The 22976-nt window shown below is 64.2% G+C and carries 21 protein-coding genes; 10 read left to right on the top strand and 11 right to left on the bottom strand.

What is annotated here, in order from left to right:
- Positions 1-111: 111 nt before the first annotated feature.
- The 4 genes from DVO78_RS10900 to DVO78_RS10885 all read left to right on the top strand — a co-directional run bounded on the left by DVO78_RS10900 (position 112) and on the right by DVO78_RS10885 (position 3971).
- Positions 112-1179, top strand: a complete 1068-nt coding sequence (locus DVO78_RS10900; RefSeq protein ID WP_202912162.1) for a class I SAM-dependent methyltransferase — start codon at positions 112-114, stop codon at positions 1177-1179.
- Positions 1180-1267: 88 nt separating this feature from the next.
- The gene (locus tag DVO78_RS10895; RefSeq protein ID WP_238385254.1) at positions 1268-2233 is read left to right on the top strand and encodes an ABC transporter ATP-binding protein; all 966 of its coding nucleotides are present in this window, start codon (positions 1268-1270) and stop codon (positions 2231-2233) included.
- Complete coding sequence (locus DVO78_RS10890) at positions 2230-2997, top strand: ABC transporter permease (RefSeq protein WP_120004917.1); 768 nt, start codon at positions 2230-2232, stop codon at positions 2995-2997. The genes DVO78_RS10895 and DVO78_RS10890 overlap by 4 nt, the downstream gene beginning before the upstream one ends.
- Complete coding sequence (locus DVO78_RS10885) at positions 2988-3971, top strand: COX15/CtaA family protein (RefSeq protein ID WP_120004916.1); 984 nt, start codon at positions 2988-2990, stop codon at positions 3969-3971. The genes DVO78_RS10890 and DVO78_RS10885 overlap by 10 nt, the downstream gene beginning before the upstream one ends.
- On the opposite strand, the gene DVO78_RS10880 is transcribed toward DVO78_RS10885, so the two are convergent.
- A complete protein-coding gene (locus tag DVO78_RS10880) occupies positions 3947-5203 on the bottom strand; it encodes a YncE family protein (protein ID WP_202912161.1) in 1257 nt (418 codons plus the stop codon). The two genes, DVO78_RS10885 and DVO78_RS10880, sit on opposite strands and share 25 nt — an antisense overlap.
- A complete protein-coding gene (locus DVO78_RS10875) occupies positions 5200-5628 on the bottom strand; it encodes an RDD family protein (protein WP_238385253.1) in 429 nt (142 codons plus the stop codon). The genes DVO78_RS10880 and DVO78_RS10875 overlap by 4 nt, the downstream gene beginning before the upstream one ends.
- Positions 5629-5782: 154 nt before the next feature.
- On the opposite strand from DVO78_RS10875, the gene glnA (DVO78_RS10870) reads away from it, so the two are divergent.
- A complete protein-coding gene (gene glnA / locus DVO78_RS10870; RefSeq protein WP_120004913.1) occupies positions 5783-7207 on the top strand; it encodes a type I glutamate--ammonia ligase in 1425 nt (474 codons plus the stop codon).
- Between the two features lie 70 nt (positions 7208-7277).
- Here glnA (DVO78_RS10870) and DVO78_RS10865 read toward each other — a convergent pair whose 3' ends face one another.
- The 4 genes from DVO78_RS10865 to DVO78_RS10850 all read right to left on the bottom strand — a co-directional run bounded on the left by DVO78_RS10865 (position 7278) and on the right by DVO78_RS10850 (position 10602).
- Entirely contained in the window at positions 7278-7838 is a 561-nt protein-coding gene (locus tag DVO78_RS10865; protein ID WP_120004912.1) for a hypothetical protein, read from the bottom strand.
- Entirely contained in the window at positions 7835-8086 is a 252-nt protein-coding gene (locus DVO78_RS10860; protein WP_157983994.1) for a hypothetical protein, read from the bottom strand. Before DVO78_RS10860 ends, DVO78_RS10865 begins: the two co-directional genes overlap by 4 nt.
- Before the next feature lie 236 nt (positions 8087-8322).
- Positions 8323-9483 carry an acyl-CoA dehydrogenase family protein gene (locus DVO78_RS10855; protein WP_120004910.1) on the bottom strand — a complete coding sequence of 387 codons (1161 nt, stop codon included), beginning with the start codon at positions 9481-9483 and terminating at the stop codon, positions 8323-8325.
- 24 nt (positions 9484-9507) lie between these two features.
- Complete coding sequence (locus DVO78_RS10850) at positions 9508-10602, bottom strand: lipoate-protein ligase small subunit (RefSeq protein ID WP_120004909.1); 1095 nt, start codon at positions 10600-10602, stop codon at positions 9508-9510.
- 31 nt (positions 10603-10633) lie between these two features.
- Between DVO78_RS10850 and DVO78_RS10845 the strand changes: the two genes are divergently transcribed.
- Positions 10634-11668: an LLM class flavin-dependent oxidoreductase gene (locus tag DVO78_RS10845; RefSeq protein WP_238385252.1), complete on the top strand. Its 1035-nt coding sequence runs from the start codon at positions 10634-10636 to the stop codon at positions 11666-11668.
- A 141-nt stretch (positions 11669-11809) separates the two neighbouring features.
- Here DVO78_RS10845 and DVO78_RS10840 read toward each other — a convergent pair whose 3' ends face one another.
- From DVO78_RS10840 to glnA (DVO78_RS10830), 3 genes are read right to left on the bottom strand one after another with little or no spacing between them, the layout of a single operon-like run.
- On the bottom strand, positions 11810-12247 hold the full coding sequence (locus DVO78_RS10840) for an acyl-CoA thioesterase (protein ID WP_157983993.1): 438 nt from the start codon (positions 12245-12247) through the stop codon (positions 11810-11812).
- A 26-nt stretch (positions 12248-12273) separates the two neighbouring features.
- Positions 12274-15345 carry a bifunctional [glutamine synthetase] adenylyltransferase/[glutamine synthetase]-adenylyl-L-tyrosine phosphorylase gene (locus DVO78_RS10835; RefSeq protein ID WP_120004906.1) on the bottom strand — a complete coding sequence of 1024 codons (3072 nt, stop codon included), beginning with the start codon at positions 15343-15345 and terminating at the stop codon, positions 12274-12276.
- 3 nt (positions 15346-15348) lie between these two features.
- Positions 15349-16689, bottom strand: coding sequence for a type I glutamate--ammonia ligase (gene glnA, locus DVO78_RS10830; protein ID WP_120004905.1), 1341 nt, complete (start codon positions 16687-16689; stop codon positions 15349-15351).
- Positions 16690-16778: 89 nt separating this feature from the next.
- Between glnA (DVO78_RS10830) and panB the strand changes: the two genes are divergently transcribed.
- On the top strand, positions 16779-17636 hold the full coding sequence (gene panB, locus DVO78_RS10825; RefSeq protein ID WP_120004904.1) for a 3-methyl-2-oxobutanoate hydroxymethyltransferase: 858 nt from the start codon (positions 16779-16781) through the stop codon (positions 17634-17636).
- Between the two features lie 49 nt (positions 17637-17685).
- Here the strand turns inward: panB and DVO78_RS10820 are convergent, their stop codons facing one another.
- Positions 17686-17847, bottom strand: a complete 162-nt coding sequence (locus DVO78_RS10820) for an SPOR domain-containing protein (RefSeq protein WP_120004903.1) — start codon at positions 17845-17847, stop codon at positions 17686-17688.
- A gap of 47 nt (positions 17848-17894) precedes the next feature.
- Here DVO78_RS10820 and map point away from each other — a divergent pair, with 47 nt between their 5' ends.
- Both map and DVO78_RS10810 read left to right on the top strand, forming a co-directional pair.
- A complete protein-coding gene (gene map, locus DVO78_RS10815) occupies positions 17895-18782 on the top strand; it encodes a type I methionyl aminopeptidase (RefSeq protein WP_120004902.1) in 888 nt (295 codons plus the stop codon).
- A 157-nt stretch (positions 18783-18939) separates the two neighbouring features.
- Positions 18940-20364: a glycosyltransferase family 2 protein gene (locus tag DVO78_RS10810; protein ID WP_202912160.1), complete on the top strand. Its 1425-nt coding sequence runs from the start codon at positions 18940-18942 to the stop codon at positions 20362-20364.
- On the opposite strand, the gene DVO78_RS10805 is transcribed toward DVO78_RS10810, so the two are convergent.
- Entirely contained in the window at positions 20346-21143 is a 798-nt protein-coding gene (locus DVO78_RS10805) for a response regulator transcription factor (protein WP_120004941.1), read from the bottom strand. The genes DVO78_RS10810 and DVO78_RS10805 overlap by 19 nt on opposite strands.
- Positions 21144-21259: 116 nt before the next feature.
- Here DVO78_RS10805 and DVO78_RS10800 point away from each other — a divergent pair, with 116 nt between their 5' ends.
- Positions 21260-22969: a sensor histidine kinase gene (locus DVO78_RS10800; RefSeq protein WP_120004900.1), complete on the top strand. Its 1710-nt coding sequence runs from the start codon at positions 21260-21262 to the stop codon at positions 22967-22969.
- Positions 22970-22976: the final 7 nt, after the last annotated feature.

The raw sequence follows: 22976 nt of genomic DNA, 5'->3' as shown, positions 1-22976 counted from the left end.
CCCGCTGCTGATTCGTACGGTACCAGTATCGTCATTCGCCGGTCGCGGGATCACCGTCTCCGGTGGACGAGAACGCCCCTACATCCGACCCGCACCACAGGAGGACTTGCCATGACCGCCACGATGGATACCACCAAGCTCGACCAGTTCGTCGGCCAAATGGTCGGCAATATGACCGGCGCTGCCGTGTGCGCCGGCGTCTGGTTGGGAGACTCGCTCGGTCTCTACCGGGCACTTGCCGACGCCGGTCCGCAGAGTTCGGACGTCCTGGGCTCCTCGACCGGCTGCAATGGCCGGCTGGTACGCGAGTGGCTCGACGGCCAGGCCGCGGCAGGATTGATCGAATACGATCCGGCCACTGACACCTACGAGCTCAGCCCCGAAGCCACAGCGGTGCTGGCTGACGAGACCTCGCCTGCGTTCGTCGCCCGGGGAATGAACACCCTGGCCGCGATGTTCATCGACCTTGCTGCGGTCGAGGAGGCGTTTCGCAGTGATGGCGCGATGAGCTGGGGCGACCACCACCCCTGCCTGTTCGACGGCACCGAATGGTTCTTCCGCAACGGCTACCGTGCCATGCTCACCACCGAATGGATTCCCGCTCTCGACGGAGTCGACGAGAAGCTCACCGCCGGAGCCCGCGTGGCCGACATCGGCTGCGGTCACGGTGCTTCCTCGGTCGTCCTCGCCGAGGCCTATCCCGCCTCGGAGGTCCACGGGTTCGACCTCCATGCACCCTCCGTTCAGGTCGCCGAGGCACGTGCGGCTGAAGCTGGAGTCTCAAACCGGACCACCTTCACTGCCGCCGACGCTCGCGGCTACCGGGGCCTGTTCGACCTGATCTGCTTCTTCGACTGCCTGCACGACATGGGTGACCCGCTCGGCGCCGCACGGCATGCTCGAGAGCAGCTCGCACCCGGGGGCACCGTGCTGCTGGTAGAGCCGTTCGCGCTCGATGACCGCACCGAGAATCTCACCGAAAACCCGATGGCCGCGCTGCTTTATCACGCGTCCTCCACACTCTGCACCCCAAACTCGCTGTCCCAGGAGGTCGGGTGCGGACTCGGAGCCCAAGCCGGAGAAGTCCGTCTGCGTGAAGTGTTCACACAAGCCGGCTACTCGACCTTCCGCCGTGTCGCCCAGACACCGCTCAACCTGATCCTGGAAGCAAAGCCCTGAGCAGCAAGTCTCCCCGCTGCCCAGGCAGGAGGCACCGCGCCTAGTCACCGCAGATTCTACGTAGCGTAGAAAACGGTAGACTGGGGCGGTGCCCTCATCCGCTGTCTGTCTGCGCCTTGCCGGTGTGCGCTATGCCGTAGGGACGGCATCATCGGCCAAAGGCTTCACCGAGATCCTCTCCGGGGTGGACCTGACCGCCAGACGCTCCGAGGTGACCGCCATCATCGGTCCCAACGGCGCGGGAAAGACCACCACGCTCTCCTGCAGCCAGGGGCTGCTCCGCCCATCCTCCGGCACCGTCCAGCTGCTGGGCCAGAACCCTTGGCGCGCCGGCGCCGGTCTGCGCGCCAGGGTCGGGGTGATGCTGCAGGACGGCGGACTGCCGCAGTCGGTCAGGCCGCGAACCCTGCTCGCCCACATCGCCAAGCTGCACCGGCACCCCTGGCCGCTGGAAGACCTGATCACCCGGCTAGACCTCTCTGATTTCCTCAGCACCACCATCCGCAGGCTCTCCGGGGGCCAGAAGCAGCGGGTGGCGCTGGCCGCTGCCCTGATCGGCGATCCGGAGCTGGTCTTCCTGGACGAGCCCTCAGCAGGACTGGACCCCCAGTCCCGACAACTGGTCTTCGACCTCATCGGTCACCTGCGCAGCTGCGGGATCGGGATCGTGCTCACCACCCACCTGCTGGAGGAGGCCCAGCAGCTGGCGGATTCGGTCTACATTCTCAAAGATGGTGCCGTGATCCGGCACGGCACCGTCGCCGAGCTCACCGACAGCACAGCTGAGCAGAACGGCCGTTCAGCCCCGCGCCGTCTCTGCTTCGCCTCTCCGCGCATCCTCACCCGGGATGAGCTCGACGCCGCACCGCTGCCGGTCGAGCTGGACAGCGACTCCAACCGGGCCGGCGCCCGGTGGACGGTGGCGGCCATCTCCGCCCCGGCAGACCTGAGCTCGCTGACCGCATGGTGGGAACAGATCGGCCTCTTTCCCGCCGAGATCAGTTTCGAGGCCCGCACTTTGGAAGATGTCTTCTGGGAGGTCTCAGTGCCATGACATCTGCTGCGCAGAGCACGACGACGCCCCGCTCCCGTCCCGCCCCGGCTCACCGGCGAGTGCTGGCACACGGGCTGTATGAAGCTCGCATCACGCTGCGCAACGGGGAGCAGCTGCTGGTGTCGCTGATCCTGCCGCTGCTGGTGCTGATCGGGCTGCACCGTGCGCATGCGATCACCGAGATCGTGCCGGATATCGACACCACCGCCCCAGGCGTACTGGCTCTGGCAGTGATGGCCTCGGCCTTCACCGGTGCGGGGATCGCTGCGGGGTTTGAGCGGCAGTACGGAGTGTTGGCCTATCTGGCCACCACTCCCCTGGGTCCGACCGGGCTGATTCTGGGCAAATCGCTGGCAGTGCTCTGCGTGATCGCTGTCCAGCTGGTGGTGCTCGGAGGAGCAGCGCTCGCTCTGGGCTGGGCTCCCGAGCCGATGGGACTGATCTGGCTGCTGGGCGCCGTCGTCATCGGCGCCGCAGCCTTCACCGCCCTGGGGCTGCTGGTCGCCGGCACCGTGCGCGCAGAGGCCACGCTGGCACTGACCAATGTCGCCTGGGTGTTGATGGGGGCCGCTGGAGGCGCGGTGCTGCCGCTGAACCATGAGGGCGCTGGTGCGCTGCTGCTGCTTCTGCCCTCGGCCGCACTCGGTGAGGCGATGCGCGAGGCTTCCATACACGGCTCCCTGGCCGCGGTCCCGGTCCTGATCCTCGCCGCCTGGGCACTGGCGGCGATCCTCGCAGCACGAAAGTGGTTCAGATGGACGTAATCCGCCGACACCTCCCCACCCGGATCAGCCGCACCACCAAGGTGCTGGCCTGGGCAACCCTCATCTCCAATATCGGCATCATCCTCACCGGTGGCGCGGTCAGACTGACCGATTCGGGACTCGGCTGCCCGGAGTGGCCGCGCTGCACCGCCGATTCCTGGGTCGCCACCGCCGAGATGGGCATCCACGGTGCCATCGAGTTCGGCAACCGGATGCTGACCTATGTGCTGATCGCGATCAGTGTGGCCATGTTCCTGGCCGTGGTCCGGCTCTGGAGCACGCACCGTCCACTGGTGGTGCGCACCCTGATCATCGGCTTCGGCATCCCGCTGCAGGGAATCATCGGCGGCATGACTGTCTGGACTGACCTCAATCCGTGGGTGGTGGCCCTGCACTTCCTGGCCTCTGCGGGGCTGGTCCTGGTCGCCACCCAGCTGCTAACCAGGGTGAACGCGGAGCTCAAGCACCGCGGTCCCGGCCACCCGGTGGTCAACGGGCAGACCACGGGACTGACCCGCTCTTTGGCCGGCACCATCCTGGTCACAGCCTGGGCCTCGGTGGTCCTCGGCACTGTGGTCACCGGCACCGGGCCCCACGCCGGAGATCCCCATTCGCCCCGCCATGACTTCGACCTTCACCTGGTCACCCAGCTGCATGTGGTGCCTGTCTACATGCTCTGCGCTGCCACAGTGCTGCTGCTGATCACTCAGCTCAGGCTGACCACCTCGCAGAACCAGCGGCGGGCGGTGTGGTTCCTGACCGGAGTGATCCTCGCTCAGGGCGTCCTGGGCTACTGGCAGTACTTCGCCGGCCTGCCGATCGGCCTGGTCTGGGCGCATATGCTCGGCTCAGCGCTGACCGTGGTGGCAGCCACCAGTATCTACGACCGCTACCGCGCCCACTACCTGACCCGGGGCCTGGGGGCTGCCGAGCAGAGCAGCCCGCCGGCTCAGCGTGCCACGGTGTCGTCGTAGACGGTGATGCTGCCCGAGTAGTTGGCCACCCAGACGGTCCCGGTCATCGCGTCGTAGCTCACACCGATCGGAAGATGCCCGGTGCTGCGCCGGTCGATCTCCTCCAGCGTGGCGGCGTCGAACTTGGAGACCGTGTCCTCGTAGTAGTTGACCACATAGAGTGCGGTGCCGTCGGCGGAGATGTCCATAGTCCGCGGTTCACGCCCGGTGGGGGTCGAGCTAATCACTTCGTCGGTCTCGGTGTCAAAGGCGACCAGCAGGTCTGAGCGGCTGAAGGTCACATACAGGGTCTTCGCATCGGGTGAGAGGACCAGATGACGCGGAAAGTCCGCCTCACCGTAGATCACCTCGGCCTCGCCGCTCTCCACATCCACCTTCCACAGCTCATTGGCGTACATGGCGGTCACATAGGCCGTGCGGTTGTCCGGCATGGCGGCGATGCCGCGCGGCTGTGAGTTCAGCGGCACCCGCATCTGCTCCTCGCCGTTCTCAGTATCGATCACCGACAGGTCGAAGTCGCACCAGTTGGTCACCAGCAGGCGTGATTCGTCCGGGGTGAGCGCCTGATACTTTGGCACCCGGCCGACCTCGATGAACTGGTCCCAGTCCTGATCGGCCACGCTGTACCGGTATACCCCCGACGGCGCCACGGCATCCCCGTTGCGGCAGTCGTCATAAGCGGCTGCGCCCATATCTGCCAGCCGGTACTGGGAGACATAGGCATACTGGCCGTCCTCGGTCCAGACCGCTTCTACCGGGGCGCCCTGCACAGTCTCCGGATAGCCTTCGACATCCAGTTGACCCGGGCTGATCGTGTCAGCCAACTCCTGAACCAGCTCGCCGGTCTCGGTGTCGTAGAAGGTCACGGTGTTCTGGTACATCATGTTGTTGGCGATCGCCAGTCCGTGACCGTTGGCCACCACGGACTTCGGGGTGATCAGCGGCTCAGTGATAGTCCGCAGCTGCTCGAAGGTGGTGCTGGCGGCCTGCGGAAGCTCCGGCTGTTCCTGGTCAGCCGGCTGATCGTCGTCGTCCTCGGACCGGGTCTGATCAGACTCATGGTCATCCTCAGGCTCAGCGCCGTCAGTGGCGGCTCCCTCCAGAGTGGGGCCGGGAATCGTCGCCTCATCAGCACCGGTCTCTGACATCTCGTCCTCCGCAGCACAGGAGGCTGCCAGCAGCATCACGGTCAATGCGGCAGTCGATGCCCTTGCGCCCGGCAGCGTCCTCACATGATCACCTGAACCGTTCCAGCGCCCCGGTCATGGGCGCCACGTCCGTCCGGGGTGATCACCAATGGGGGAACCACCAGCAGAAGCAGCACAGTGCGCACCAGCGCCCAGTGCGGCCCAGGGATGGCCACTGGTTGGCCCGGGCGCAGGCGCACCACCTGGATGCGGACCAGGCGTTTGCCGATGCTCACCCCCAGCAGACCCACCAACACCACGTGAATCAGCACAAAGACCCCGAGGGTGACCCACATGTTGTAGTCGAACCAAGTGAAAGAGATCAACGAAGCGATCCCCCAGTCGATCAGCAGCGCGAGGATTCGCCTGCCGAAGGGGGCCATGGCACCGGGTCCGCGGGCGGGCAGACCCAACCTGTCACCGGGATATCCCGACGTCGCGGCGTCGTCGTTGTGCTTATCGGTGCTCACGGCGGTCAAGTCTACTTCCCCAGCGGCTCGTCGGCTGGGCGTGGGAACTTCGTAACATACCGGAAACATTTGCGTGACCGAGGGGAAACTCGGTCATCTGTAGGCTGAGGAGCGTTAGTTTCGATCAGTCACTCGTCGAAGGAGTTCGTCGCGCATGTTCTCAAGCCCTCAGGAAGTCCTGGATTTCATCGAGAAGGAGGACGTGAAGTTCGTTGACGTCCGCTTCACCGACCTTCCCGGTCTGCAGCACCACTTCAACGTCCCAGCCCACACTGTCGACCTCGACTTCTTCGAGGAAGGTCAGCTGTTCGACGGCTCTTCCATCCGCGGGTTCCAGGGGATCCAGGATTCCGATATGCAGCTGATCCCGGATCCCTCCACCGCCTTCATAGATGAGTACCGCGAGGCCAAGACCCTGGTGATGACCTTCTCCATCATCAACCCGCGCACCGGTGACCCCTACGGCCGCGACCCACGTGGTGTGGCGCAGAAGGCGGAGGAGTACCTGGCCTCCTCGGGCATCGCCGACACTGCGTTCTTCGGCCCTGAGGCGGAGTTCTTCCTCTTCGACAAAGTCGCCTTCAAGTCCTCCCCCCAGCACTCCTTCTACTCGCTGGACGCCAAAGAGGCCATCTGGGGCTCTGCCGATGAGTTCGCCGAGGGCCCCGGCGGCCACAAGCTCGCCACCAAGGGCGGCTACTATCCGGTCTCCCCGCAGGACCAGTCCGCTGAGGTCCGCGATGAGATCGTGCTGGCCCTGGAACGCGCCGGGCTGACTGTGGAGCGGTCGCACCACGAGGTCGGCGGCCCCGGTCAGCAGGAGATCAATTACACATTCAACACCTTGACCCTGGCGGCCGACGATGTCCAGAAGTTCAAGTACGTGGTGAAGAACACCGCCGCCAACTACGGACTGTCAGCCACTTTCATGCCCAAGCCGCTCTTCGAGGAGAACGGTTCGGGCATGCACGTCCATCAGTCGCTGTGGAGCGACGGTGAGCCGCTGTTCTTCTCAGAGACCGGCTACGCCAATCTCTCCGACACTGCCCGCTGGTACATCGGCGGCATCCTCAAGCACGCCCACGCGCTGCTGGCCTTCACCAACCCGACGGTCAACTCCTATAAGCGCTTGGTCAAGGGCTACGAGGCTCCGGTCTCGCTGGTCTACTCCCAGGGCAACCGCTCAGCTGCCATCCGCATCCCGATCACCGGCTCGAACCCGAAGGCCAAGCGCTTGGAATTCCGCGCTCCTGATGCCTCCGGTAACCCCTACCTGGCCTTCTCCGCCATGCTGATGGCCGGCCTGGACGGCATCCGAAACCGCATCGAGCCCCATGAGCCGGTGGACAAGGATCTCTACGAGCTGCCGCCGGAGGAGCTGAAGGACATTCCCCAGGCCCCCGGCACCTTGGATGAGGCGCTGGCCGCACTGGAGGCCGACTATGAGTTCCTGCTGGAGGGCGGCGTGTTCACCGAGGAGCTTATCGAGACTTGGATCGCCTACAAGCGTGAAGAGGAGATCGCACCGCTGAACCTGCGCCCGAACCCCTACGAGTTCGAGCTCTACTTCAGCGTGTGATTCTTAACTGACACAGTTGAGGCCCGCACCGAGATTGGTGCGGGCCTCTGTGCATGCCTAAGGGCCGGGTTCACCCTTGCTGCTCATCAAGAGCAGGCGTTCCGGTATTTCTTTTCAAGAAGACATAGGGGAAGGATCGGCCAAACTCAACCCAGCCCTTGGCTTTCAGCGCTGCCAGGTTCTTGGCCCCGGTGACACGGAGATGCTCCCACTGGGTCTCCGAATGCACTACATGATGATGAGCGATACCAAAGCCCACACTGTGCCAACCGTAGCGCCCGGCGAGGTTGAGCTCATTCAGCTCATCAAAGAGTCCAACCGGCCCCAGCAAACGCTCGTCGGGATCGAGGGCCTGTGCCGGAACTGTCTTCGGCGGGGTGAATCTCTTTTGTGCTGCTTGTTTGGAAATCTCAAGCGTTCTGCCAATATCCGCCCAAGTAGTACCTGCGCCACGCGCTGTGAGAACGCTCATATGGAGCAGCCTGCGGGCCTCGGTCTCCACTTCCTGAGCGGCTTTTACGACCTGGAGGAAATCGGCTGGATTCGCTGGTTCCGCTATCGGGCTCAACGACGCCAGCGTCTCCTGAAGCTTGTCTCGCGCAGACGTTTGCCGTGCATCTGAAGAGCTCATGCAGCGTCATCCTTCGGCAGCGTCTTTGAGGGGGTCCATTCGTTTCTCGCCTGGCGTGGCCGTTTGCCCCACCAGGCGAGGTAGGAGCCCACGCCAACACAACCGATGATGACCGCGAGGGTAGCGATCTGTATCCAGGTGCGATCAGAAAGGATGTCGAACACCAGCAGAACGCCGATAAAACTTGGAATGAACAGCAGGACCATACCCACGCTGTAGCTTGCAGGAGTTTTCTTCTGGTATGCCATGCGTCAACTATAGGTTGACGCATACAGTGTGTCAACAAGAGGTTGACACCTACAGTCCGAGTCTACCGATCGAGGGAGCACCACAAGGGACCCGATCAGTCTCATTCTGATCACCTCTTCGCTGGCAGGCTGAATCGTCATCCCTCCGATAGACATAAAACCCAGTGTCAGCAGAGTGTTGACGATCAGCAGGCGATACTCGCGTCACGCCACTTTTACGACGCGCGTCATCGTGTTCAGCTCAACGGACCCAGTGTGTAGTTGGCTAGAGTGCGGTGGGCGGATTCGTCGTCGGAGGGGTGGTGGATGCCTGCCAGGGCATCGCGGTACAGCCTGCTGAGCTCAGAGGAGCGGTGGTACTGCGCTCCCCCGCTGACGCCCAGTGCGGTATCCAGCACAGACCGCGCGGTGCGGGTGGCGGAAGTCCGCAGGGTCACCAGCCGTGGGAACCAGGACGCTCCGTGCTCGGTGCCGGCCTCGACCTCCGTGGACACACCGCGCAGCTGAGCGTCCAGGGCTAACTGCTGCAACTGCGCCTCAGCCAGCTTGTACCGAATATCGGCATCGCGGTCCAGGGACTCCCCGGTGAGCAGCGAACGCCGTGCTGCAGCATGCTCTGCGCCCAGTTGCAGTGCACGGTCGCCGATGCCGGTGTAGACCGCGGCCAGCAGGGTCAAGAAGGAAGAGAAGATCGCGAACACCATCGGGTCCGGGTTCGGGCCCACCGGGAGCCTGCGCACAATCCGCCCCGCAGGCACCCGGGCGTCCTCCAACGCTGTGGCGTGAGAATGTGTGGCCCGCATCCCCAGCATGTCCCAGTTCTCGATGGTCCGCCACCCGGGGGCCTCACGCGGCAGGAAACCGAAGATCAGGGGCCGTTCGCCCTCCTCGCCGGTGGCGGCCACATCTTTGCCGAACAGCCCCAGCCGAGTCCACACCGGGGCCAGAGTGGTGAAGATCTTGGTGCCGGTGAAGCTCACTGACCCGTCGCCGTTGATCGTGGCGTCAGTCGTGGAGTCGAAGAGCACGACGTCGTTGCCAGCCTCAGAGATGCCGAAGGCGAAGATGTGCCCCTGAACCGCCTCCTCGAGAACCTGATCGAACTCATGGTGGCCCAACTGCACCATCTGGCGGGCCACCGAGATCCACACGTGGTGCATATTGACCGCCAGCGCAGTGGCCGGCGCATGGGCCGACAGCAGCCGCTGAGCTGCCACCAGCTGCGGAAAACCCCAGCCCAGGCCGCCCTGCTCTTCGGAGACCAGCGCTTTCAGGTAGCCGGCACTCCGCAGCTCACCGAGATCCTCATGGCAGAACTCGTTGCGCTCGTCGTAACCAGCGGCGCGGCTGCGGATACGCTCCAGCAGATCCGGTGTCAGCACATTGTCCAGGCTCATGGGAATATCCTCTCAGGCCGATCCTCAGGGCACCCGGGCGGTCCACGCCTGGGTGCCGAACTTCTCTGCGACTAGCGTCTGTGCCCGCTCCAGCTCGTGAGGCCGGATGCTGGCCACCTCCGCACCGTGCCGCTCGGTGAAGGTCGCTGCAAAGATCTCCATAATCTGTTGCCGGGCCAGGCCGGTCTGGCTGCGCAACGGGTCCACCCGTTTGACCGCTGAGGTGTGTCCTTTGTCCGAGAGCTTCTCGCGGCCGATCCGCAGCACGCTGGTCATCCGTTCGGCGTCGATGTCATAGCTCATGGTCACATGGTGGAGCATTCCGCCGTTGGCCAGGCGCTTCTGTGCCGCGCCGCCGATCTTGCGGCCCAGCCCTTCCCCTTCGGCGGCCGAGACGATGTCGTTCAGCGGCTTATAAACGGCCCTGACCCCTACTTTCTCCAGGGCCTCCATCACCCAGGAGTCCAGGAACGGATAGGAGTCAGCGAAGCTCAGCCCATCCACCAGCGACTGCGGGAAGCACAGCGAATAGGTGATGCAGTTGCCCGATTCCATGTACATGGCACCGCCCCCGGAGACCCTCCGCACCACCACCGCGTCCAGCTCCGCGACTGACTCCGCATCGACCTCGTTGACCAGCGATTGGAAGGACCCGATGACCACTGCCCGCTCCGACCAGTCCCAGAGCCGCATCAGCGGTGGCCTGCGACCGGCGCCCACCTCTTCGGTGAGCACCTGGTCCAGGGCTACGTTGAGCGCGATCGGTAGATTGACAGCAGGCAGCACCTCCCACCGGTGGTCCTCCCACCTGGTGGCATGTCCCAGGGCCCTGCGCACCGCAGTGGCCACCGCTGCCTCGTCGAAGCCGATCATCGCCGTGCCTTCCGGCAGTCCGGCGCGCACCGCCTCGGCGATCGTCTGCCGGGAGGCATCGGTCCGCAGCCCCACCACCGACTCATTGAGCGCCCCCAGCGCTTCATCCGGCTCCAGGAAGAAGTCACCGTTGATCGAAGCACCGCCGATGACGGGGTCCTCACCGGAAAGCTCCAGGTCAGCGACGACCAGCTTGCCGCCGGGCACCTTGTACTCTCCGTGTGCGACCTGTTGTCGATCCGCCATACCATCATCCTAAGGGTGACCAGGATGCGGGATGAGAACGACGGCGCCCGCTGTTGGGCTGGACATGACCACATCTGTGACCCGTCCGCTCTCACTGCTCGACCTCGCCCGCGTCCGGCAGGGGGAATCAATCGGTGATGGCATCGCCCGGTCCCTGCGCCTAGCCCAGACCGCCGATGCCCTGGGCTATACCCGCATCTGGTTCGCAGAGCATCACAACATGCCCCATGTGGCCTCCTCCGCCACCTCGCTGCTGATCCAGCACATTGCTGCCGGCACCAAGCACGTCCGGGTGGGTGCGGGCGGGATCATGCTGCCTAACCACGCCCCCTTGGTGATCGCCGAGCAGTTCGGCACCCTGGAGACCCTGTTCCCCGGCAGGATCGATCTGGGGCTGGGCCGGGCTCCGGGCACCGACGGGGCCACGATGCGCGCGCTGCGCCGCGACGGCACAGAAGCCGACAGGTTCCGCAGCGACATCATGGAACTCTCCGGCTATCTGACCGGCCACAGCCGGCTCCCCGGGGTCAACGCCTATCCAGGCTGGAACACCAATGTTCCCCTCTACATTCTGGGTTCCTCACTCTTCGGGGCTCAGCTGGCCGCACAGCTTGGGCTTCCCTATGCCTTTGCCAGCCACTTCGCTCCGCAGATGCTCGAGCAGGCGGCCTACACCTACCGGTCGGACTTCAACGCCGCAGGCTCCCTGCTCGGCCCGGATGCTCACCCTCACTTCATCGCCGCCGCCAATGTCATCGCTCACGACGACGCTGCCACCGCCGGGCAACAACGCCGCAAAGCCGAGAACGGGTGGATCAGAAACATGCTGGGCCGGAACAAGGAACTCTCAGCCGAGGATGTCGAGCTGCTGCGCGGCCACCCCGCCGGCCAGCAGGTCCTGGGGATGCTCTCCCGGACCATCGCCGGGACTCAGGCCGAGGTCATCGAGTGGTTGAACAGCTTCGCCGAGCAGGTGTCCGCCGATGAGCTCATGCTGGTGAACCTGGCGCCGGACGAAGACATCCAGCACCGCACTCTGGAGCTGCTGGCACCGCAGCCCTCGTGAGCACGGCACGCTCAAGCAGTTCTGCGCCGTTCCCGCAGCATCGAACGCTGGATTCTCTCCGCCTAGCAACGGCATAACCGAAGCTTTTCCAGCACTCGCGGGCATTCAGCACCCGCTGGATGTGCCCGCGCGGTGATCAGCTCAGCCGCTGTACTGGCGTAGCTGTTCGCGCAGCTCGGCAGAGAGCCGTTGCGGCTTGCCGGTGTCACGGTCCACCATCACCAGGGTGGAGCAGGCAGTCACCAGCGGCGCGGCATCGTCCTCATCGGCTTTGAGCGCATACTCGATCACGAAGCTGGCCCCACCGACCTGAGAGATCTTCAGCTCAACAGTGACGGGGCGGCGTTGGTAGGGCAGCTGCCCCCGGTAGCGCAGTTTGAAGTCGGCGACCAGGGCCCAGATCTGCTGGCTGGGCTCCAGCGGCGGGAAGATCCCGGCGCCGGCCGGGGAGTCAGCCGCTCTCCAGAAGGCCCTGGCCCGGGCCTCTTCCAAGACCCGGAGGATGGCGACATTGTTGATGTGCCCGTAGGCGTCCTGGTCACCCCAGCGAAGCTCTATCGGCACGCGAATCACTGACATGGAATCCAGCCTATCCTCCGGCCGATTCAACTGGCGTAGAAATGCTGCTCGAACACCTGGCGGGCGCGTCGGGTGGTGCGCAGGTAATGGTCTTCGAAGGCGGCAGCACGTCCGGGTGCGAATCCGCACCATCGGGAAACGGCCTCCAGATCACGCCGTGAGCTGGGCAGGACATCTGAGGACTTGCCCGACCAGATCATGATGCCGGAGCGCACGTGAGTGCACAGTTTCCAGGCTTCGGCCAGCACATGCGCGTGGCCGGGGCTCATCAGCTGGGCGTCCACCAGGCCGTTGAGCACCTGAAGGGTGTTGGTCCCGTGCAGCATTGAGTGCCGGTGGCCGTATTGCAGCTGATAGAGCTGCACCAGCCATTCGACGTCTGAGAGTCCGCCGCGGCCGAGCTTCACGTGGCGGGAGGGGTCCGCGCCACGAGGCAGTCGTTCGGACTCGATTCTGGCTTTGATCCGGCGGATCTCGCGCAGCTGCTGCTCTGTGGGAGGCTCTCCGTACCGCACCTGATCCACCAGTCCCATGAAGTCCACGGCCAGCCGGTCCGATCCGGCCACCGGCCGGGCTCGCAGCAGGGCTTGGCGCTCCCAGACATCCATCCACCGCCGGTAGTACTCCTCATAGGACTCCAAGGACCGGGACAGCGGGCCCTTCTTCCCCTCCGGCCGAAGATCGGCATCGATCAGCAGGGCGTGCTCTCCTCGGATGGCTGGCCTGACCGGCTTGGACAGCAACTGGGTGAGTCGCAGCGCGAACTTCTGAGCTTGTCTGTCCGCAGCCGGTTTATCAGCCTCCGGCAGCGGGCGGTGGACGAAAATGGCGTCCATATCCGAACCGTAGCTGATCTCCCTGCCACCCTGCCGCCCCACAGCGATCACCAAAAAGCTGACAAGCCTGTCTTCGTCGGCGAGGATCTCCTCCTCCGCGACCCGCAGGGCACCAAGTGTGGCCGCCCGGTCAACATCGCCCAAAGCGGCACCCACCTGCAGCTGATCCACCAGCCCGCAGGAGTCGGCGATAGCGATCCGCAGCTGCTCGCGCTGACGGATGAGCCGGGCCAGCCGAACCGCAGTCTGGGCGTCCCCCTCATGGCGGTGCAGGGCATTCTGCACCTCAGTCCAGAGAGACTCGAAAGACCGCGGCGCCAGGGCGGCGTCGTCGCCGAGCCACTGCGCCGACTCCGGAAGGTGCTCGAGCATATCCGAGATGTACCGGGAACTGGTCAGCAGCTGACAGAGCCGCTCGGCGGCGACTGAGGAATCGCGCAGCATGGTCAGATACCACGGGCTGGCACCCAGGGACTCGCTGAGCCGGCGGAAGGCCAGCAGTCCGCGCTCGGGGTCCACTCCCTCGGCGAACCAGCCGAGCATCATCGGCAGGATCCGTTTCTGCAGCGTGGCCTTGCGGGAGACGCCCGAGGTCAGCGCCTCGATATGCCGCCGGGCACTGCTGGGGTCCTGGAAGCCCAGAGCAGCCAGCCGGTCAGCTACCGCCTCGGCGGAGAGCCTGACCTCGTCATCGGAGAGCACCGCGGTGGTGGAGAGCAGCGGCCGGTAGAAGATGGTCTCGTGGAATGTGGCGACCTGACGAGCCACCTTCTGCCATTCAGCGAGCACATCACCTGAGGCCGCACGCCGGAGCTGACCTGGTGGCCTCACCGCATGGGCCAGGGCGCGCAGGGCGGGCTCCTTCTCAGGCATCAGATGGGTCCTGCGCATATGGGCCATCTGAATGCGGTGCTCGTAGAGCCGCAGCTGCTTATAGCATCTGCTCATGGCCTCCTGGTCACGGCTGGAGACGTATTCTCCCCGTCCCAGGGCTTCAACGGCCGAAAGGGTGTCACGCACCCGCAGACTCTCATCCACCCGCCCATGCACCAGCTGCAGCAGCTGGACGGTGAACTCAATATCGCGCAGTCCACCGCGGCCCAGCTTGATCTCTCGGCCAGCTTCCCGGTGCGGGATTGCGGTGAAGACTCGCCGTCGCATCGCTTGGACGTCTTCGACGAAGCCTTCCCGCGCCGCTGCCTGCCACACCAAGGGCCCGAGTGCTTCCATGTACTTTTGGCCCAAGGACTGGTTTCCGGCAATCGGCCGCGCTTTCAGCAAGGCCTGGAACTCCCAGCCCTCAGCCCAGCGCCGGTAGTACTCGCGGTGAGAGTCCAGCGTGCGTGACAGCGGGCCGTCACGGCCCTCCGGGCGCAGGTTGGCATCCACCTCCCACAACGCTGGTTCGCCCTCGGAGGCACAGATGACCTTGGCGATACCACTGGCCAGCGCAATGGCGAGGTCTCGGGCCTCAGCAGCCTCCAGCTCATCAGGGGCACGGTGGACGAACACCACGTCCACATCGGAGATGTAGTTCAGCTCCCGGGCCCCGCACTTGCCCATACCGATCACCGCCAGTTCAATCGGCGCGGCCTCCGGCCTCCGGGAGACCAGCTGGGCTCTGCTGACCGCCAAGGCGGCGTCGACGGCCGCTGCGGCCAGATCCGCCAGCTGACGCGCGACCGCCGGCAAATAGTCCAGGGGCTCGGCAGCGGTGATGTCGCGCAGCGCGAGCCGGGTCACCTCCCGCCGGTACGCGATCCGCAGGGCACATCCAGCCTCTTTGGCGGTGAAGTCCTCACTGAGTCCTGCAGCCGGATTCTCCGCTTCCGGGTCTGCCCGCACGGCCTGCATCAGGACATCCCGGAGCTGTTCAGGGGCGCTTTCGGCCGTCTTCCGGGCAACTGAGTCCCCGGCGGCGGCGTGCTCTGAGTTCTCTTCCTCGAAGAGGACATCAGCCTGTTCGGGATGCCGGATCAGGAACTCGCCAAGCGCCCGTGAGGCCCCGAACAGCCTCACCAGCGCTACGGCACGCGGATAGCCCGATTCCGCGGTCTCACCGAAGAGCCTTCCCACCTCAGGGGCCCGCTCCAGCAGCCGGATCAGCAGCAGCAGCGCCTGGTCGGCATCAGGTGACTCGTGCAAGGTGCGGATCAGGGCCTCCGGGTCGAAGCCCTTCAGCTGCGGATCGTCCAGGAAGGTCTGGGCCCGCTCCAGCTCTTGAAAGCCGGCGGCGATCAACTGGCGCGAGGAAGCATGCACGGCTCAGATCAAACCAAGGTATTTCTTGATCTCAAAAGGTGAGACATTGACCCGGTACTCGTCCCACTCCTGGCGCTTGTTGCGCAGGAAATTCTCGAAGACCTGTTCACCGAGCACACTGGCGACCAGCTCTGAGTCCTCCATCTGGCGAATAGCCTCATGCAGTGTGCCGGGCAACGGCCGCAGCCCCAGCACCTTGCGTTCAGCAGTGGTCAGCGACCATACGTCCTCAGTGACATGCTCAGCCAGCTCGTAGCTTTCCTTGATGCCTTTGAGGCCGGCACCGATGACCACCGCATAGGCCAGATAGGGGTTGGCCGCAGAGTCGATCCCGCGGAACTCCACGCGGGCTGAGCCTCCCTTGGTGGGCTTGTAGAGCGGCACCCGTATCAGCGCGGAGCGGTTGTTGTGTCCCCAAGAGATGTGGCTGGGCGCCTCTCCCCCGCCCCAGAGCCGCTTATAGGAGTTCACGAACTGGTTGGTGACCGCGGTGAATTCCGGAGCATGGGTGAGCACACCGGCAATGAACTGCCTGGCCGTGGTGGAGAGGTTGAACTCGGCGTTGGGCGCATAGAACGCGTTGGTGTCACCTTCGAAGAGGCTGAAGTGGGTGTGCATCGCCGAGCCTGGGTGCTGACTGAACGGCTTGGGCATGAAGGTGGCGTATTTGTCGTGGGACTGCGCCACCTCTTTGACGATGGTGCGGAAGGTCTGGATATTGTCGGCGGTGGTCAGGGCGTCGGCGTAACGCAGATCGATTTCGTTCTGTCCGGGGCCGACCTCGTTGTGGCTGAATTCCACTGAAATCCCCACGGCCTCCAGCATGTTCACCGTATGGCGGCGAAGATCCTGAGCTACCGCGCCGGTGATGTGGTCGAAGTATCCGGCCCAGTCGGCAGGAACTGGTGTGCCGGTTTCGTCGGGTTCCTCAGAGTCCAGCAGGTAGAACTCGATCTCCGGGTGGGTGTAACAGGTGAAGCCCATCTCCCCAGCGGCGTCGAGCTGACGGCGCAGCACATGCCTGGGATCGGCGACGGCGGCCTCCTGGTCCGGAGTGAGGATGTCGCAGAACATCCGGGCGGTCGGCTCCTCCTCACCGCGCCACGGCAGGATCTGGAAGCTTGAGGGGTCCGGTTGGAGCAGCATGTCGGATTCGAAGACCCGGGAGAGCCCTTCGATGGAGGAACCGTCGAACCCGAGGCCCTCGGCGAAGGCGCCCTCCACCTCGGCTGGAGCCAGCGCCACCGATTTCAGCGCTCCGACCACATCGGAGAACCACAGGCGGACAAAGCGGACATCGCGCTCCTCAATGGTGCGCAGTACGAATTCCTGCTGCCGATCCATGCTGCTTTCCGCCTCCTGAGAATAGGTACTGAACAAGCCGTCACTACTCTACCCAACTACAGCACGGTGGCCGGAGTAGTCTGGACCACATGTCCAACGAAGAACACACCGCCCCCTACCGCGCGCCCACCGGCGAGGCCGCCCGGCTGAGCCCCCGGCGGGTCCGTACTCATCATCTGCAGCGATTCAAGGACGAAGGACAGCGGTTTGCCATGCTGACCGCCTATGACGCGATGATGGCCCGTGTTTTCGACGAGGCCGGCATCGAGGTGCTCCTGGTAGGAGACTCAGCAGCCAATGTGATGCAGGGCAGCTCCTCCACCCTGAGCATCACCGTGAACGAGCTGCTGGTCTACGCCAGATCTGTGGCCAACGGTGCCGACCGGGCCCTGGTGGTCGCCGATCTCCCCTTCGGCAGCTACCAGGCAACACCTGAGCAGGCGGTGCATACTGCGGTGCGCTTCATGAAGGAGGCCGGTGTGCACGCGGTCAAGATGGAGGCCCATGCCGGTACCGCACCACAGGTGAAGGCGGTGGTGGAGGCAGGGATCCCGGTGATGGCCCACACCGGCTTCACCCCCCAGTCGGAGCATCAGCTCGGCGGGTTCCGGGTCCAAGGCCGCGGGGATCAGGCCCACAAGGTCATCGACGATGCCCTGGCCCTGGAAGAGGCCGGAGCGTTCTGCCTGCTGGCGGAGATGATTCCTGCTGAGCTGATGGCCGAGCTCGACTCTGCGGTGAGCATCCCCACTATCGGCATCGGGGCCGGCACCGCCGCCACCGGCCAGGTATTGGTCTGGCAGGACATGCTGGGGCTCAATGACGGCCGGCTCCCGCGCTTCGTGAAGCAGTACGCGGATTTACGCGGGGTGATCACCCAGGCAGTCCAGAGCTACCGAGCTGACGTGGTCGCAGGGACTTTCCCCGGGCAGGAGCACACGTTCTGAGCTGAGCTGGTCCCGCCGGCGGTGAGGCCCCGCTCGGCACTCGCGTGGCTTACTCGTCGTCCTGCTCCCACTCCTCATTGCGCTGCTGAACCTTCTCCAGCGCCCGCGAAGCCTCATCGTAGGTCTCATAGGGCCCCAGCAGGTGCCTCCAGGAAGAATGGGCCCCTTGCTCGACCTTGCCAGTGGTGACGTTGTACCAGTACTCAGCCATGGCCCCAGACTACGCCCACCGCAGCCGCGGCCGATAGCATGGCCACTATGGCTTCTGTACTGTCTCAGGCACCTGTCGGCACGCTGACCCCCGGGGCGCTCTCCCCTGAGCGCGCCGTTCCCGACCATATCGAGAGACCCAATTATGTGGGGCTGGCCGAACCGCCCAAGTACACCGGCCCGGATGCCTTCGACGCCACCACGGTGGCCAGGATCCGCCGCGCCGGGCAACTCGCCGCCGACGCCATGGTCGCCACCGGGGAGCTGATCCGTCCGGGAGTGACCACCGATGAGCTCGATGCCTTCGCCCACGACTACCTGGTGCGTCACGGCGCCTATCCCTCCTGCCTGCTTTACAGAGGGTTCCCGAAGTCCATCTGCACCTCGGTCAACGAGGTGATCTGCCATGGCATCCCGGACTCCACCGTGCTCAACAGCGGCGACATTGTGAATCTGGACATCACGGCATTTCTCGATGGTGCCCATGGTGACCACAACGTCACGTTCCTGGTCGGTGACGTCGATCAGGAGTCCCAGCTGCTGGTGGAACGGACCAAAGAGGCCATGATGCGAGGCATCCGGGCGGTCAAGCCCGGACGGCCCATCAACGTCATCGGGCGGGCCATCGAGTCCTATGCCAGACGGTTCAAATACGGCGTGGTGCAGGAGTTCATCGGGCACGGGGTGGGGCCAGCCTTTCACACCGGCCTGGTGATTCCGCATTACGACGCCGCCCCGGAATACTCCCAGCCCATGGAACCTGGAATGGTCTTCACCATAGAGCCCATGCTCACCCTGGGCACCAGGCACTGGGATATGTGGGAGGACGGGTGGACCGCAGTGACCCGGGACCGGAAGCGTACTGCCCAGTTCGAGCACACCATTGTGGTCACCCAGGACGGCTCCGAGATCCTCACCCTGCCCTCCGCCGGCTAGCCTCTCGAGGCGTGTGCGCCCACAGTGCGGAACTCTTGCGTGAGGCTGCGGATCTATTTCCGAAATCCTGCGCCTGAACGGTGCTCGGCCTTGAGTCTAGGGCTGCAAGATGGTTTCCAGAGCTTCCACAGCGGGAGGCACGATCGGAGGAACAGCCATGGAGACCACCATCACCACCACGATGGACAACGGATTCGTCTCAGTGACGTCCCACAGCCCCACCCCAGAACCCACACGCCGCAGCTCGATCGCCTGTGTGATCCCTGCCTACAACGAAGAGGACACTATCGCTGAGGTTCTGGATGCGCTGCTGGCCCAGACCAGGCCGCCGGAGGTGATTCACGTGGTGATCAACAACTCGACTGATGAGACCTTCTATATTGCCCGCAGCTATGCCGGAGAGCATATTCGCACTTATCACGACGACACCTTCACCACCTATGTGTTCGTCCACGACATCGGCAAGAACATCGACAAGAAGGTCGGAGCGTTGAACTACGGCTTCGCCAAGGTCTCCGAGGACTTCGACTACCTGCTCGGCGTCGACGGCGACACCGTCCTGGAACCAGATGCTCTCCGGCTGTTGGAGCAAGAGGCAGAGGCCGAGTCCCGGATCGGGGGCATCTCCGCGATCTATACCGTCGATCCGAAGTCCAGCAAGGGCCTGGTCTCATCCTTCCTGACCACGGGTCAGCGTGCTCAGTTCGCTGCCTTCAGCATGGACAACCTGCTGCGAGGCAGGAATATGGCAGTGTTGGGGGGACAGTGCTCGCTGTTTTCGATGCAGGCGCTCAAAGATGTGATGACTGCCAACAGGCAGTCCACTCCGTGGGTCAGCGACAGTGAAGTCGAAGACTCTCTGCTGTCCCTGCAGCTGAGGAGCATCGGGGCTGCCACCAAGATCAGCGCCACCGCCCGAGCCTATGTCGGCGGGATGCACACTGTTCGTGCCCTTGACGGGCAGCAGGTGAAATGGAATGCAGGTGCCATCGACCTGATGTGGCCCGGGCAGCGTTCGACCACCGCGGGACAGCCTTTCCACCCTAATCTGCGGCTGCGATGGATGGAGAACGTCTCGATGCTGTTCAACATCACCGTCCGGCTGGGGTTCCTGCTTCTGCTTGCCGCCTCCTTGAGCATCAACGCCTTCGTCTTCAGCCCCTGGTGGCTGATCCCGCCGGCGGTCGCGATGCTGCTGAACCTCCGGATCGCATGTTCGATCAAGGGACGCAGGGCACGCGACATCTGGTTCGCCCTGCTGTTCTTCCCCGCGGAGATCTACCTCTGGATGAGGATGGGGCATTTTCTCCGCGCTTGGACCAAGTTCTTCAGCAAAGCACAAACGGATAACTGGGCCGCCCAAGCGAAGGCTGAGCGCGGCAGAGGGGCCGCCTTTCTCACACCGTTGCTGGCCGCGGCACTGGTGATTGGCGGGGCGATGTATGCCTGGTTTCAGCAGACCGCCGCGGTCCAGTCAGCGATTCTCTCCCTGGGCTGGCCGGTGCTCTACATCACCACTATGGTGATGACCCTGCTGATGATCCGCAAAGCGGTGCGCCGGCATCACGGGCTCACCGCATGAACAACGCTCATGCGGTAACCGACGCCGCGCACAGTCTCGATCCAGGCCGGGACCTGTCCGCTCTGCCCCAGCTTCTTGCGCAGGTTGCCGATGTGCACCTCCACAGCCCGCTCATCGGCATCGCTCACATAGGTCTGGGCGTCGAGATGATCGGCGCGAAGATGCCGCACCAAGTCCGTCTTGGTCCGCACACGGCGGCCGCTGCGCATCAAGGTCAGCAGCAGGTCGAACTCCGTGCGGGTGAGCTCCACCTGACGCCGATTCAGCCACACCAGGCGCGTCTGGGGGTCGACGGTGAGTCCGTTGTGCTCCAGCCTCGCAGCACTTGGCGGGGGAAGAGCGCCGTCGGCTGCAGAGTCAGTGGTCTCAGCTGTGGCCTCAGGCTCGTGCCGCACCTCCTCTGCGTTCGGGACGTGGGCCGGACCGCGCGGCCGCCGGAGCATCGCTGCGATCCGCGCCCTCAGCTCACGGGGGCGGAACGGCTTGGTGATGAAGTCGTCTGCTCCTGCACCCAGACCCATCAGCGCCTCAGCCTCGTCAGTACGTGCGGAGAGCATGATGATGTAGCAATCGCTGTCCAGACGGATTCGCCGGGTCACCTCGAAGCCGTCAATATCGGGAAGCCCAAGGTCCAGGGTCACCACTGTGGGCGTATGCTGACGCACCTGCTCCACACCGCTGACGCCGTCCACCGCCGCGTGGACGGTGAATCCTGACTGTTGGAAAACGGTGATGATCAGGTCACGGATATCCGGATCGTCCTCGATCACGACAGCCACTCGCACGTCAGTCTGCGCGTGGTCGCTGCTGTGCACTTCGTCTACCCCTCAATCGACGGACTGCTTTATACCATGATGTATTCATCGTACAGAATTATCCGATCAGAGGAGGGCCCATGAAAAGTGGTCTGCGTGGACTGTTTCCGACCCTGGTGGGAGCCGGCAGACAGCTGCACGACCTCGAAGCAGGTCAGCGCGCACTCTCCAACCAGCGGCCGTTTCTCTTCACCGTGGGCTTCGTCTGCCTAGTCGCGCTCCTGATCTCTCCACAGGTCTTCACAGATGCCCTCTTCCTCACCGGAGTGTGTCTGACCCTTCTCAGCCCCCTCCCCACAGCCGTTCTGCCGTGGCACAGGTTCTCCTCTCTTCTGTATTGGGGCATACCGGGGCTGCAGTTCGCCGCCATCGCAGCGCTGAGAGCCGGCGGAGGCGACTCCCTGGTGGGGTTGAGCCTGATCGCTGTCTTCCCTGTGATCTGGTTGGCGTGGTTCGCCAAGAGACCGCTGGTGGTCCATACGGTGACCTTTACCGCCAGCTTGGCTATCGTGTGGATACCAGTGTTCCTTGAGGACCAGCCGCTGTCTGTCCAAGCCCTGGCCTCTCCTTTGCTGATTCCCGTCATTCTGTGGGTGGTCGGGATCTTCGCCACGAATGTCAGCCGCAGCATTGACGCCCGGCAGCTCGAGCTTGAGGCGAAGGACAAAGAACTCCGCACCGCAGCCGCCGAGAGCCAGAGGCACGCGCAGCTGCTCGACATCGTCATCGAGACTGTGCCGGTGGGCGTGGTGGTCGTGGACACAGAGGGCAATGACGTCATGATGAACAGCCATCAGCGTGCTCAGCACCTGTTGGGAATCCCCGATGATGTGCCCGACCCTCGAGAAGATCAGTTGCTGGTGTTCTACCGTGATAAGAAGACTCCTGTGCCGGCTGCCGACCGGCCCGTCCGCCGCGCTGTCGACGGGGCCACCTTCACTCATCAGCTGATCTGGCTGGGTGATGAGCAGCAGGGACGAGCGCTCTCGGTCTCGGCCACCAACATACAAGAACCCTCCGGTCATTCGGCGGGCTCAGTCATCGTCTTCAACGATGTGACTGAACATGTGGCGGCCCTTGAGGCCAAAGACGACTTCCTCCATGGCGTGACCCATGAGCTGCGCACCCCTTTGACCTCGATCCTGGGATACATCGACTTAGCGCTGGATGAGGTGGACTCCTCGAGTGGCAGCGCCTCCCTGAGGACGAACCTGCAGGTGGCGGAGCGGAATGCCACTCGGCTGCTCCACTTGGTCTCTGACCTGCTGGACACCGCTTCGGGTCCCCGTATCGCGGCGCGTCAAGGGGACCTTGCCGGGGTCATCCGCTCCAGCATCGCCTCAGCCCGCCCTCAGGCTGACGCCGCAGAGATCGCCCTGATCGATCAGACACCAGCGGTCCTTCCCGGCGTGTTTGACCCCGACCGAATGCACCAGGTGCTGGACAACCTGATCTCCAATGCGATCAAATACTCCGGCCCAGGCGACAAGGTCACCGCACTGGCCTGGGCTCAGGCCGACTCACTATGCGTGCGGATTGAGGATACTGGACGAGGAATGACAGAGGTCGACCAAGAACAGATCTTCAACAAGTTCTTCCGCACCTCCCAGGTTCACGAGTCAAGAATTCCCGGGTTGGGGTTAGGGCTTTCCATCACCAAAGGGATCATTGACGCCCATGGGGGCTCGGTCAGCGTGGACAGCGCTTTGGGCCGGGGCACCGCCTTCACCGTCAGCATCCCGGCACAGGACACAGCAGCCGGTGAAGAAACGCCCCGTGCAGCGCGATAGTCTGTTG

Source organism: Nesterenkonia muleiensis (assembly GCF_003600155.1).
Classification (GTDB): Bacteria; Actinomycetota; Actinomycetes; order Actinomycetales; family Micrococcaceae; genus Nesterenkonia; species Nesterenkonia muleiensis.
This window is presented reverse-complemented; position numbering and strand designations above follow the sequence as displayed.